The 12389-nt window shown below is 70.5% G+C and carries 11 protein-coding genes; 5 read left to right on the top strand and 6 right to left on the bottom strand.

Going from position 1 to position 12389, the window contains the following annotated elements; all coding sequences use genetic code 11:
* Positions 1-329 precede the first annotated feature (329 nt).
* Both O7615_RS33150 and O7615_RS33145 read right to left on the bottom strand, forming a co-directional pair.
* Positions 330-518 (bottom strand): DUF397 domain-containing protein, encoded by a 189-nt coding sequence (locus O7615_RS33150; RefSeq protein ID WP_278181733.1) that lies wholly within the window; start codon positions 516-518, stop codon positions 330-332.
* Positions 478-1365: a helix-turn-helix transcriptional regulator gene (locus tag O7615_RS33145; RefSeq protein ID WP_278181732.1), complete on the bottom strand. Its 888-nt coding sequence runs from the start codon at positions 1363-1365 to the stop codon at positions 478-480. The genes O7615_RS33150 and O7615_RS33145 overlap by 41 nt, the downstream gene beginning before the upstream one ends.
* A 261-nt stretch (positions 1366-1626) precedes the next feature.
* Here O7615_RS33145 and O7615_RS33140 point away from each other — a divergent pair, with 261 nt between their 5' ends.
* From O7615_RS33140 to O7615_RS33130, 3 genes are read left to right on the top strand one after another with little or no spacing between them, the layout of a single operon-like run.
* Positions 1627-1776, top strand: a complete 150-nt coding sequence (locus O7615_RS33140; protein ID WP_278181731.1) for a hypothetical protein — start codon at positions 1627-1629, stop codon at positions 1774-1776.
* Positions 1773-1997, top strand: a complete 225-nt coding sequence (locus O7615_RS33135) for a hypothetical protein (protein ID WP_278181730.1) — start codon at positions 1773-1775, stop codon at positions 1995-1997. Before O7615_RS33140 ends, O7615_RS33135 begins: the two co-directional genes overlap by 4 nt.
* Positions 1982-2374 (top strand): hypothetical protein, encoded by a 393-nt coding sequence (locus tag O7615_RS33130; RefSeq protein WP_278181729.1) that lies wholly within the window; start codon positions 1982-1984, stop codon positions 2372-2374. The genes O7615_RS33135 and O7615_RS33130 overlap by 16 nt, the downstream gene beginning before the upstream one ends.
* Before the next feature lie 211 nt (positions 2375-2585).
* On the opposite strand, the gene glgB is transcribed toward O7615_RS33130, so the two are convergent.
* The 3 genes from glgB to glgA all read right to left on the bottom strand — a co-directional run bounded on the left by glgB (position 2586) and on the right by glgA (position 8131).
* Entirely contained in the window at positions 2586-4688 is a 2103-nt protein-coding gene (gene glgB, locus O7615_RS33125; protein ID WP_278181728.1) for a 1,4-alpha-glucan branching protein GlgB, read from the bottom strand.
* Positions 4676-6790 carry an alpha-1,4-glucan--maltose-1-phosphate maltosyltransferase gene (locus tag O7615_RS33120; protein WP_278181727.1) on the bottom strand — a complete coding sequence of 705 codons (2115 nt, stop codon included), beginning with the start codon at positions 6788-6790 and terminating at the stop codon, positions 4676-4678. The genes glgB and O7615_RS33120 overlap by 13 nt, the downstream gene beginning before the upstream one ends.
* 141 nt (positions 6791-6931) lie before the next feature.
* Positions 6932-8131: a glycogen synthase gene (gene glgA, locus O7615_RS33115; protein WP_278181726.1), complete on the bottom strand. Its 1200-nt coding sequence runs from the start codon at positions 8129-8131 to the stop codon at positions 6932-6934.
* 95 nt (positions 8132-8226) lie between these two features.
* Here glgA and glgC point away from each other — a divergent pair, with 95 nt between their 5' ends.
* Positions 8227-9459: a glucose-1-phosphate adenylyltransferase gene (gene glgC / locus O7615_RS33110; protein WP_278181725.1), complete on the top strand. Its 1233-nt coding sequence runs from the start codon at positions 8227-8229 to the stop codon at positions 9457-9459.
* Positions 9456-11099, top strand: a complete 1644-nt coding sequence (gene pgm / locus O7615_RS33105; RefSeq protein ID WP_278181724.1) for a phosphoglucomutase (alpha-D-glucose-1,6-bisphosphate-dependent) — start codon at positions 9456-9458, stop codon at positions 11097-11099. The genes glgC and pgm overlap by 4 nt, the downstream gene beginning before the upstream one ends.
* Positions 11100-11112: 13 nt before the next feature.
* On the opposite strand, the gene O7615_RS33100 is transcribed toward pgm, so the two are convergent.
* Positions 11113-12228, bottom strand: coding sequence for a DUF418 domain-containing protein (locus tag O7615_RS33100; RefSeq protein WP_278181723.1), 1116 nt, complete (start codon positions 12226-12228; stop codon positions 11113-11115).
* Positions 12229-12389 lie beyond the last annotated feature (161 nt).

Below are 12389 nucleotides of genomic sequence, written 5' to 3'. Positions count from 1 at the left end.
CCCGCCATCAATCCTCCGCCTCGTCGTCCACCTGGGACCGGGAGTACGGACGCGAGGGCGCGGGCAGTTCACCGTTCGATGATCTACGTGCCGAGCCGGCGGATTGTTCTATGCCCAGTAAGCGCGATGTCACCCAGACATGACCATGCCCGAGTGACACCACGGCTTCGAGGACGCCTCGCTGAACGGTAACCCGGAGCCGGCTACGGCATCCGGTCCAGATCTTGGACAGTTTCCGTTCGCGCCGAACGGAAACTGTCCAAGATCTCGCATCCGCCTCTCATCCTCCGAGAAAGAGGTGCTGGTGCTGGGTCGTGGGGAGGTGTGCGCTACCGGGTGAGCGCGTCGCCCTTGACCGCGCCGGTGAAGGCCGCCCAGGCGACCGGGCCGAACGTCAGCACCGGCCCGGCCGGGTCCTTGCTGTCCCGCACGCCAACCACCGCGCTGTCGTCACGCACCTCAACGCAAGCCCCGTTGTTACCGCTGCGGGTCGACGTGGTCCATTCGTTCTTGCGCATCGCTAGCTCGTTCCTTGATCAGCTTGACTGATTCGGCGGGTGACACCGCCAGTGTACGCAGGTGGTCATAGACCTGATTCAGACGGCTGATGTCGCGTGGAGCCTCCAGGAACAGCTCGCCTGCAAGGGTTTCGAGATACCCCAGCGCCGGTTCGTCCTTGTCGAACACGAGGATCTGGAGCCCGCCGCTCGTCGCCATGTGGGCTCCCGCCGCGAAGCGCAGCACCTGCACTGTGATGTTGGGCAGCTTGGCTAGTTCCACGAGGTGTATGAGCTGGTCGCGCATGACTTCCGGGCCGCCCACGTCGACGGAGAGCGCAGCCTCGCTGATGATCGTGTGCACGCGGAGCGGCTTCGGCTTGCGCCTGAGCACCTGCTGCCGAGTCAAGCGCACCCTGACCAACTGGCGGATTGCCTCAGCGTCAGTTTCTCTGCCGACCGCGTTCACCTCGCGGGCGTATTCCTCGGTCTGCAACAGACCCGGGATGAGTGTCGGCTCAAAGTTGCGTAGCTCCACCGCCTCTTCCTCGTAAGCAATGAACGTCGCATACCTGTTGGACAGCGCGCCGAGGCGCTGCCACCAGCCGGACTCCTTGAGGTCGCGTGCCAGCACCAGGAGTGACGTGCCCGGCTCGGCATCGATGGGATGGCCGTACCCGACCAGAAGCTCCATCACATCGCCCGGCCGAGGCTTGATGTCGCCCGACTCGATGCGGCTCAGTCGTGACGTCGAGCAGTTCACCAGCTTGGCCGCGTCCTCCAGCCGTAGTCCCTTGGCGTCGCGCAGCTTGCGCAACTCCCGACCGAGGCGCCGAGATCGTGGTGTGGCTGGCGTGAAGCGTGACATCCCCTGATCCTCCCGCACTTGCTGCCCTCCGTTCTAGATCCTCGGTGCAGGATGCTGCCCCGACATTCAAGTATGCAAAGACCTTGCTAAGCATCATTTGATGCAGAAGCATGTGCAGAGTGCCACATGGACAGTGCGTTCGGTGGCACCAGGGCTGGTGTGGCGCTGGAGACCCGACTTCGACCAGCGCCCGGCCTTGGGCATCCAACCGGGCCGGGGTAGCGGCAACTACCCCGGCCCTCGGGACCGGGAGGCTGCGCGATGCTCGATGAGTTCCTGGCGATGGCCGGCTGTGCTCTGTTCGGCTTTCTGGCGGGGCTGTTCGCGTTCCGGGTGAAGAGTCGGTGGTGTCCCGAGTGCGGGGCGACCACCCTGGCCGGCGGCGGACAGCGGCCGGACGGCACACAATGATCTACCTCAGCGAGGAGGCTCGGCAGCGGTTGGCCGCCGCGCAGCAGGTCGTCGACGCGCATGTTGTCGACTGCGATCGGTGCCGCACCGACCGGCCCTGCTACGCGCGCATCGAGGCCGAGCGGGTCTTCCTGCGGTACGGCCGGCTGCCGCGTCGTACGCCCGGCCTGACGGGTGCCGGGGTCGCCGGCCACCGGAGCTTCGCGTGGCTGTGTGGTTGATGAGGCTCACCTGGGATCCGGAGGAGCCGCCGGCCGAGCCGCCCGAGGGATGCCACGACCCGCAGCGCTGGCGCGCCGCCCACATCCTCTACATCGAACATCAACTCGAAGACGTCGGCGCGCACTGCCGCTGCGGCGACCTGTGGCCGTGCTGGTCACACCGCCGGGCCATCCGGGCCCTGCTGACCGCCTTCATCCAGACCGGGCCGATCAAGATCGCGCCTACCGCGCCCCAGCGCGCGATCTGCCGCTGGTGCCGCCGCGGCATCGCCCAACACCCCGTCTACGGTTGGACACACATCCACGACGGCCTCATGATCTGCGACGACCCACCCGACGGCGCCCCACCGATCGCCACCGCCGAACCCACGGCGTAGATCTTGGTACGTCTACGCCCCGTCGCCCTCTTGCTGGTGGTCGCCGCGGCCGCTGCGCTACTGTTGCCGGAAGCGTCGACAAGCTTCTATAAGGGGACCGTCTCGTCGCCGTCGTGCTCCGAAACTCGATTGTTGCACCTGTCGATAGGTTGACCGAGGGGCGGGATCAAAGGTTCCCTCCCGTGACCCTCGCCGCCCTGGCTCGTGCGGGTCAGGCGGGGCGGAGCCAGAGGGCGCCCAGCGGGGGGACGCGCAGCGCTACCGAGGCGGGTTGGCCGTGCCAGGGGACGTCCTCGGCGTAGACGGTGCCGAGGTTGCCGACGCCGGAGCCGCCGTAGTGGTGGGCGTCGGTGTTGAGGATCTCGGCCCAGGCGCCGGCGGCCGGTAGGCCGATCCGGTAGTCCTCCAGCGGCAGCGCGGAGAAGTTGGCCACGCAGACGAGGGTGGCCCCGTCGGGCGCGATCCGGACGAACGAGACGGTGTTGTTGGCGACGTCGTCACCGGCGAGCCAGCGGAAGCCGGCCGGTGCGGTGTCCTGCGCCCAGAGGGCGGGGGTGTCGCGGTAGACCCGGTTGAGGTCACCGACCAGGCGCTGCACGCCGGCCCGCGCCGGGTCGTGCAGGAGATACCAGTCGAGGCCGCGCTCCTCGCTCCACTCCCGGTCGTCGGCCAGCTCGCAGCCCATGAAGAGCAGCTGCTTGCCTGGGTGCGCCCACATGTAGGCCAGCAGCACCCGCACGTTGGCCAGCCGTTGCCACGTGTCACCGGGCATCTTGCTCGCCAGCGAACCCTTGCCGTGCACCACCTCGTCGTGGCTGATCGGCAGCACGTAGTTCTCGCTCCAGGCGTACGCCAGGGAGAAGGTGAGCTGATGGTGGTGGTGCTGCCGGTAGATCGGGTCCTTCGAGGTGTAGAGCAGGGTGTCGTGCATCCAGCCCATGTTCCACTTGAACCCGAAGCCCAGCCCGCCGTCGCCGGTCGATCGGGTCACGCCCGGCCAGGCGGTCGACTCCTCGGCGACCATCACCACCCCGGGGTGGTGCTTGTAGACCGTCGCGTTGGTCTCCTGCATGAAGGCGATGGCCTCCAGGTTCTCCCGGCCGCCGTGCACGTTCGGCGCCCACTGTCCGTCGGACCGGGAGTAGTCCAGGTAGAGCATCGAGGCGACCGCGTCCACCCGCAGCCCGTCGACGTGGAACTCGTCGAGCCAGTAGAGCGCGTTGGCGACCAGGAAGTTGCGGACCTCCCGGCGACCGAAGTCGAAGACGTACGTGCCCCAGTCGGGGTGCTCGCCGCGGCGCGGGTCCGGGTGCTCGTAGAGCGGGGTGCCGTCGAAGCGGGCGAGCGCCCACTCGTCCTTCGGGAAGTGCGCCGGCACCCAGTCCAGGATCACCCCGATCCCGGCGGCGTGCAGCCGGTCCACCAGGTAACGGAAGTCGTCCGGGTTGCCGAACCGGGCCGTCGGGGCGTAGTAGCCGGTGACCTGGTAGCCCCAGGAACCGCCGAACGGGTGCTCCATCACCGGCAGGAACTCCACGTGGGTGAAGCCCAGCTCCACCACGTACGCGGCCAACTGCTCGGCCAGCTCCCGGTAGCCCAGCCCCGGCCGCCACGAGCCGAGGTGCACCTCGTACACGCTCATCGGCTCCTGGTGCGGCTGCCGCTGTGCCCGCCGCGACAGCCACTCGGCGTCGGACCACTCGTACGCCGACCGGTGCACCACCGAGGCGGTGGCCGGCGCCACCTCCGCGTACGCGGCGAGCGGGTCGGCCTTGTCCCGCCAGTACCCGTCGGCGCCGAGGATGCGGTACTTGTACCGGGTGCCGGCGCCCGCCCCGGGGACGAAGATCTCCCAGACGCCGGTCGCGCCGAGTGAGCGCATCGGCCAGCCGTCGTCGGGCGCCCAGCCGGTGACGTCGCCGACCAGCCGCACGCCCCGGGCGTTGGGCGCCCACACCGCGAACGCGACACCGCCGTCGCGCACCCGGGCGCCGAGCGCCTCCCACAACCGCTCGTGCCGGCCCTCGCCGATCAGGTGCAGGTCCAGCTCGCCGAGGGTGGGCGGGTGCCGGTACGGGTCGTCGTGGCGCACGCCGTCGACGTCGAGCCGGTAGTCGAGCACCTCGCCGGGGACGGTCGCCTCGAAGACGCCGATGTCGTGCACCCGCTTCATCGGGTGCCGCTCGTCGCCGACCAGCGCGCTCACGTCGCCCGCCCCCCGGCGCAGGGTGCGGATCACCGTACGCCCGCCGGCCGGGTGCGCCCCGAGCACGGCGTGCGGGTCGTGGGTCTCCCCGGAGATCAGCTGGTCCATCGGACGTCGTCCTTCGTTGCGGAGGCGGCAGGTGCGGCGGACCCGGCAGAGACGGCGGGCACGGCGGGTGCGGCGGGTCCGGCCGGCGCGGCAGGCGTAGCCGGTCCGGCGGGTACGGCGGGTGTCGCGGGTGGGGGAGGAGGGCGGCGCAGGGTGAGCACGTGCGCGGGTTGCAGGTACGGGTCGAGCCGTACCGCGTTGCGCTGCCCCCAGTCGTAGCTGGCGCCGGTCAGCTCGTCGTGCACGGTGAACCGGTCGTGCCAGTCCAGGCCCAGCGCCGGCATGTCCAGCGTGGTGTTGCCCCACTGCACGCTGTGCGAGTCGAACGAGCAGACCACCAGCACCGTGTTGCCGGTCGCCGGGTCGCGCTTGGACCAGCACAGCAGCGCCGGGTTGTCGATGTCGTGGAAGACCAGGTTGCGCAGCCGGTGCAGGGCCGGGTTGTCCCGGCGTACCCGGTTGAGGGTGGCGATGAACGGCGCCAGCGACCGCCCCCGCGCCAGCGCGCCGGCCCAGTCCCGGGGTCGCAGCTGGTACTTCTCGTTGTCCAGATACTCCTCGGCACCGGGGCGGGGCACGTGCTCGAACAGCTCGTAGCCGGCGTACATGCCCCAGGAGGGGGAGAGCAGCGCGGCCAGCACCGCCCGGATCTTGAACATCGGCGGCCCGCCGTGCTGGAGCGACTCGTGCAGGATGTCCGGCGTGTTCGGCCAGAAGTTCGGCCGCATGTAGTCGGCCGCCGCCACCAGCTCCGCGCAGTACTCGCGCAGCTGGGCGGGCGAGGTCCGCCAGGTGAAGTACGTGTACGACTGGGTGAAACCGACCTTGGCCAGCCCGTGCATCATCGCCGGCCGGGTGAACGCCTCGGCGAGGAAGAGCACGTCCGGGTCGACCTTCTTGACCTCCCAGATCAGCCAGTGCCAGAAGTCGACCGGCTTGGTGTGCGGATTGTCCACCCGGAAGATCTTCACGCCCTCGCCGACCCAGTGCCGCACCACGCGCAGCACCTCGGCGCGGATCCCCTCCGGGTCGTTGTCGAAGTTCAGCGGATAGATGTCCTGGTACTTCTTCGGCGGGTTCTCCGCGTACGCGATGCTGCCGTCGGCCCGGGTGGTGAACCACTCCGGGTGCTCGGTCACCCACGGGTGGTCCGGCGCGCACTGCAACGCCAGGTCCATCGCCACCTCCAGGCCGTGCTCGGCGGCAGCGGCGACGAACTCGCGGAAGTCCTCCGGCGTACCCAGGTCGGGGTGGATGGCGTCGTGACCGCCCTCTTCGGCGCCGATCGCCCACGGCGAGCCCACGTCGTCCGGCCCGGCGACCAAACTGTTGTTGGGGCCCTTGCGGTTGACCCGGCCGATCGGGTGGATCGGCGGCAGGTAGAGCACGTCGAAGCCCATCTCGGCGACCCCGGGCAGCCGCTCGACGGCGGTGGCGAAGGTGCCGGAGCGGGCCGGCGCGTCGACGGTGGCCGGGATCGCGCCCTCGGAGCGGGGAAAGAACTCGTACCAGGCGGAGAAGAGGGCGCGGGGGCGGTCCACCCAGATGCGGTACTCCTCGCCGGTGGTGACCAGCTCCCGCACCGGGTGGGCCCAGAGCAGGTCGGCCAGCTCCAGCGCCGGGCTCACCCGTCGGGGCAGCGGCCGGGCCGTGTCGCGCAGCGCCGACACCGCCGTGTCCAGGCTCGCCCGCGCCGCCGCCGGCACCAGCTCGGCGGCGGCGCGCAGCACGCGTACGCCATCGGCCAGGTCGTTGGCCAGATCCTCCGGCCCCTGGCCGGCGGCGATCTTCTTGGTCACCGCGTCGTGCCAGCTCAGGTACGGGTCGCTGAACGCCTCCACCGTGAAGATCCACTCGCCGACCGCGTCCGGCGCGATGGTGGCGTGCCACCGGTCCCGGCCCGGCTCGCCCGGTCGCATCCGGGTGAACGGGCGGGCCAGCCCGTCGGGGCCGAGCCAGACCACGTTGCAGCCGAGCGCGTCGTGCCCCTCGCGGTACGCGATCACCGACACCGGCACCAGCTCGCCGACGACGGCCCTGGCCGGGTAGCGCCCGCAGGAGACGACGGGGGAGACGTCTTCGATCGGGAACCGTCCGCTCACCGCTTCAACCTACTGCCCGAGATCGCTTCGCGCTCGGCTCACCACCAAACAAGATCTTGGTACGGGAACGCCCCTCGCGGGGCACTATCGCACCAAGATCCGGCCGCCGTGGGTCAACCCCTGCGATGATCCACTCAACGGCTACCGCAGCACCGAGTGATACAGGTCCAGGGTCTGGCGGGCGATGGCGTCCCAGGAGAAGTGTTCGACGGCGCGGCGGCGGCCGGCGCGGCCGAGCGCGGCGGCGTGTTCCGGGTTGGCGAGCAGCTCGGTGAGGCGTGCGGCCAGGTCGGCCTCGAAGCGCGCCGGATCCGCGGGCGTGCCGTCGAGACCGCCCTGCTCGATCGGGACCAGCAGGCCGGTCTCGCCGTCGGCGACCACCTCCGGGATGCCGCCGGTGGCGGTGGCCACCACCGCCGTCTCGCAGGCCATCGCCTCCAGGTTGACGATGCCCATCGGCTCGTACACCGAGGGGCAGACGAAGATCGTGGCGTGGGTGAGCACCTGGATCACCTCGGACTTGGGCAGCATCTCGGCCACCCAGACCACCCCGGACCGGCGGGAACGCAGCTCGGCGACGAGGCCCTTCACCTCGGCGGCGATCTCGGCGGTGTCCGGCGCGCCGGCCAGCAGCACCAGCTGGGTCTCCGGCGGCAGCTCGCGGGCGGCGCGCAGCAGGTGTGGCAGGCCCTTCTGCCGGGTGATCCGGCCGACGTAGACCACGCTGGGCAGGGCGGGGTCGATGCCGAGGCGCGCCAGCACGTCGGTGTCCGGGTCGGGGGCGTACTGCGCGGTGTCGATGCCGTTGTAGATCACCTTGACCCGGTCCGGATCCACCGCCGGGTACGCGGCCAGCACGTCGCGGCGCATCCCCTCGCTGACCGCGATCACCGCGTCGGCGGCCTCCACCGCCGTACGCTCGCACCACGAGGAGAGCGCGTAGCCGCCGCCGAGCTGCTCGGCCTTCCACGGCCGCAGCGGCTCCAGGCTGTGCGCGGTCACCACGTGCGGCACCCCGTAGAGCAGCTTCGCGGTGTGCCCGGCCAGGTTGGCGTACCAGGTGTGGCTGTGCACCACGTCCGCACCGGCGCACCCGGCGGCCATCTCCAGGTCCACCCCCATCGTCCGCAGCGCGGCGTTCGCGCCGGCCAGGGCCGCCGGTTCGGCGTACGCCCGCACGCCCGGCTCGGTGCGTGACGCGCCGAAGCAGTGCACCCGTACGTCGGCGAGCGGGCGCAGTTCCCGGGCCAGGTACTCGACGTGGACACCGGCGCCGCCGTAGACCTCCGGCGGGTACTCCCGGGTGAGCAGGTCGACGCGCAGCCGTGCCGAGTCCGTCATGTCCGGCACCCTAGTGCAGAATCCGACGCGGCACCGGCTGCCCAACTGTGCCCGTACGAGTGGTGAAGCGGCACCGGTATGGATAGCGTCTGCTCATGGCTGCCAAGGTGCTCGCGATCGTCCTGGCCGGCGGAGAGGGCAAGCGCCTGATGCCGCTGACCACGGACCGGGCCAAGCCGGCCGTCCCGTTCGGCGGGATGTACCGCATGGTCGACTTCGTCCTCTCCAACCTGGCCAACGCCGGCTATCTGAAGATCGTCGTGCTGACCCAGTACAAGTCCCACTCCCTCGACCGGCACATCACCAAGACCTGGCGGATGTCGACCCTGCTGGGCAACTACGTCACCCCGGTGCCCGCGCAGCAGCGCCGTGGCCCGTGGTGGTTCGCCGGCTCGGCCGACGCGATCTACCAGAGCTTCAACCTGATCTACGACGAGCAGCCCGACCACGTGATCGTCTTCGGCGCCGACCACATCTACCGGATGGATCCCCGCCAGATGGTCGAGGACCACATCGCCTCCGGCGCCGGGGTGACCGTGGCCGGCATCCGGCAGCCGCTGTCCACGGCCGACCAGTTCGGCGTCATCGAGGTCGGCGAGGACGGCCGGCGGATCCGGGCCTTCCGGGAGAAGCCCACCGACGCCGTCGGCCTGCCCGACGCACCCGACGAGATCTACGCCTCCATGGGCAACTACGTCTTCTCCACCCGGGCCCTGATCGACGCGGTCGAGCGCGACGCGGACGACAAGACCAGCAAGCACGACATGGGCGGCAGCATCATCCCGATGCTGGTCGAGCGCGGCGAGGCGAACGTCTACGACTTCCGGGACAACAAGGTGCCGGGCAGCACCGAGCGGGACCTCGGCTACTGGCGGGACGTGGGGACGCTCGACTCCTTCTACGACGCGCACATGGATCTGATCAACGTCCACCCGGTGTTCAACCTCTACAACTTCGACTGGCCGATCTACACCGAGCAGCCGCCGTACCCGCCGGCCAAGTTCGTGCACCAGTGGGGCGAACGGGTCGGCCGGGCCGTCGCCTCGATGGTCTCGCCCGGCGCGGTGATCTCCGGCTCGCTGGTGGAGAACTCGATCGTCTCGCCGAAGGTGAAGGTGCACTCCTGGGCGCACGTCGACGGCGCGGTGCTCATGGAAGGTGTCGAGATCGGCCGACACGCCGTGGTGCGCCGGGCCATCCTGGACAAGAACGTCTACGTGCCCGAGGGCGCCGAGATCGGCGTGGACCTGGAACGGGACCGGCAGCGCTACACCGTCTCCGACAACGGAATCGTGGTCATCGGCAAGGGACAGAAGGTGGAACCGTGAGTCATCCCCGCGCCGGCCAGCCGGCCGAGCCCGCCGACCTGGTCGACGTACCACGGCTGGTGACCGCCTACTACACCGAGCATCCCGACCCGGCCGACGCGGCGCAGCAGGTCTCCTTCGGCACCTCCGGGCACCGGGGGTCGAGCCTGCGCAACGCCTTCAACTCCGACCACATCCTCGCGGTCACCCAGGCGCTCTGCGACTACCGTCGGGAGCAGGGCCTCGACGGGCCGCTCTTCCTCGGCCGGGACACCCACGCGCTCTCCACCCCGGCGGCCGTGGACGCCCTGGAGGTGCTCGCCGCCAACGACGTCACGGTGCTGCTGGACAGCCGGGACGGCTACACCCCCACCCCGGCGGTCTCGCACGCCATCCTCACCCACAACCGGGGGCGCACCGCCGGGCTCGCCGACGGCATCGTGATCACCCCGTCGCACAACCCGCCGGACGACGGCGGGTTCAAGTACAACCCCACCCACGGCGGGCCCGCCGACTCCGACGTCACGAAGTGGATCCAGGACCGCGCGAACGCGATCCTCGCCGCCGGGCTCAAGGAGGTGCGCCGCATCCCGTACGCGCGGGCGCGGGCCGCCGACACCACCGGCACGTACGACTTCCTCGGCCGCTATGTCGACGACCTGCCGTCCGCGATCGACCTCGACGCGGTCCGCGCCGCCGGGGTCCGCATCGGCGCCGACCCGCTCGGCGGCGCCAGCGTCGACTACTGGGGCGAGATCGCCCAGCGGCACCGGCTCGACCTGACCGTGGTCAACCCGGCCGTCGACCCCACCTGGCGGTTCATGACCCTCGACGGCGACGGCAAGATCCGGATGGACTGCTCGTCGCCGAACGCGATGGCCTCGCTGATCGCCCGGCGCGCCGACTACCAGGTCGCCACCGGCAACGACGCCGACGCCGACCGGCACGGCATCGTCACCCCGGACGCCGGGTTGATGAACCCGAACCACTACCTCGCGGTGGCGATCGCCCACCTGTTCCGCACCCGCGAACAATGGGGGCCGGATGCCGCGATCGGCAAGACCCTGGTCTCCTCCTCCATGATCGACCGGGTCGCCGCCGACCTCGGCCGCCCGCTGCTGGAGGTGCCGGTGGGCTTCAAGTGGTTCGTGCCGGGGCTGCTCGACGGCGCGGTGGGCTTCGGCGGTGAGGAGAGCGCCGGCGCGTCGTTCCTGCGCCGCGACGGCGGCACCTGGACCACCGACAAGGACGGCATCCTGCTCTGCCTGCTCGCCGCCGAGATCATCGCCAGCACGGGACGCACGCCGAGCGAGCACTGGGCGGCCCTGGCCGACCGCTTCGGCGCGCCCGCGTACGCCCGCATCGACGCCCCGGCCACCCGGGAGCAGAAGGCCGTGCTCGGCAAGCTCTCCCCGGACCAGATCCGGGCCACCGAGCTGGCCGGCGAACCGATCACCGCCACGCTGACCACCGCGCCCGGCAACGGCGCGCCGATCGGCGGGCTCAAGGTGACCACCGCCTCCGGCTGGTTCGCGGCCCGCCCCTCCGGCACCGAGGACGTCTACAAGATTTACGCCGAGTCGTTCCAGGGCCCCGAGCATCTGGCCCGGGTGCAGCAGGAGGCACAGGACCTGGTCACCGAGGTCCTCGCCAACGCCTGACGCCGGGGCGGCCTCACGTCGGTGCGGCCGCCGTCCGTCGCCGGATCGGTGCCCGCCGCCACCACGTCAGGCAGCGCCACGCCCACTCGGCCGGCCCGTATCGGAACGACCGTAGCCACAGCACACTCCACACCGCCTGTACGACGATGATGCCGACGGTCAGCCCGATGATCTGGGGCAGGTCCCCGGTGCTGTCGATGCCGAGCCGGGGGCCGGCCACGAGGAACAACACGGTCGCACTGAGGTAGTTGGTCAGTGCCATCCGGCCCATCGGGGACAGTATCGCGGACAGTGCCGGCCCGGCCGAGGTACGCAGCAGGAGGAGCAGGCCGCAGCAGTACGCGAGGCCGGTGACGATCCCGGCGAGCGGGCCGAGCAGGCTGACGCCACCGCCGGGTCCACCGGTCACGTTGACGAAGGGCAGGTCGACCTGCCGCAGTGCCAGCACGATCCAGGTCGCGGTCAGCGCAGCGAAGATGACGAACGCGGCGGCGACTCGACCGGTGCGGCGTTCGAGCCCGGACGGCACGTCGAGCATGGTCAGGGCGTACCCGAGCGCGAGGAGTCCGGGGATCGGTCCGAAACCGACGACGAGTTGGGCGCCGACGAGCAGCAGCATCACCGCCACGACGAGGGCGACCCGTCCACCGACGTAGCTCAGGGGCAGTAGCACGAGAAGTCCGGCCAGCGCGTACGCCGTCAACGCTTCACCGGGATGGAAGAGGAAGTGCGCGGTGCCGATGAGCAGTAGCACCGCCAGCCGGCGGGCCAGCACCAACCTGGGCCGGCCGGTCCGGGTCGCCGCGCGCTGCAGGAAGATGCCGAAGCCGACGCCGAACAGGATCGCGAAGATGGGGTAGAACCGCTCGTAGAAGAGCAGCTGGACGGCGGTGGGAAGGTGCGGTGCTTTGCCGGCGGCCTGCCCCTGGAACACGACCTGTTGGTAGATGTTGATGAGCAGAATGCCGCAGAGGGCGAAGCCGCGCAGCGTGTCGAGGGCGTCGATGCGAGGTCCCGCAGTGGACACGTCCGCGACTGTTGATGTGGCACCGGCCGGTGCCATCGGCCCGGAGAGCTGGGGACGGTCGATGGCGTCACCGCGATCGGTGCGGTGGCGGGAAGTCTCCATGTGATCGCCTCCTGGATCCGGCCGACATCCATCGGCGCCAGTCAACCCCGCGTCCGAGGGCCGCACGGCACAACCGCGACCATCGTCGGGGCCTGGTTGCGACGAAAGTAGGGTCGTCGCCTGCGCCGGCTTGCACGACGAACCGGTCCGGTTACCCTGCA

It is taken from the genome of Micromonospora sp. WMMD1082, assembly GCF_029626175.1.
Classification (GTDB): domain Bacteria; phylum Actinomycetota; class Actinomycetes; order Mycobacteriales; family Micromonosporaceae; genus Micromonospora.
This window is presented reverse-complemented; position numbering and strand designations above follow the sequence as displayed.

Coding starts and splice junctions, on each gene's coding strand:
- O7615_RS33150 (WP_278181733.1), bottom strand. CDS start 518: ATGCGCAAGAACGAATGGACCACGTCGACCCGCAGCGGTAACAACGGG.
- O7615_RS33145 (WP_278181732.1), bottom strand. CDS start 1,365: ATGTCACGCTTCACGCCAGCCACACCACGATCTCGGCGCCTCGGTCGG.
- O7615_RS33140 (WP_278181731.1), top strand. CDS start 1,627: ATGCTCGATGAGTTCCTGGCGATGGCCGGCTGTGCTCTGTTCGGCTTT.
- O7615_RS33135 (WP_278181730.1), top strand. CDS start 1,773: ATGATCTACCTCAGCGAGGAGGCTCGGCAGCGGTTGGCCGCCGCGCAG.
- glgB (WP_278181728.1), bottom strand. CDS start 4,688: ATGGACCAGCTGATCTCCGGGGAGACCCACGACCCGCACGCCGTGCTC.
- glgA (WP_278181726.1), bottom strand. CDS start 8,131: ATGACGGACTCGGCACGGCTGCGCGTCGACCTGCTCACCCGGGAGTAC.
- glgC (WP_278181725.1), top strand. CDS start 8,227: ATGGCTGCCAAGGTGCTCGCGATCGTCCTGGCCGGCGGAGAGGGCAAG.
- O7615_RS33100 (WP_278181723.1), bottom strand. CDS start 12,228: ATGGAGACTTCCCGCCACCGCACCGATCGCGGTGACGCCATCGACCGT.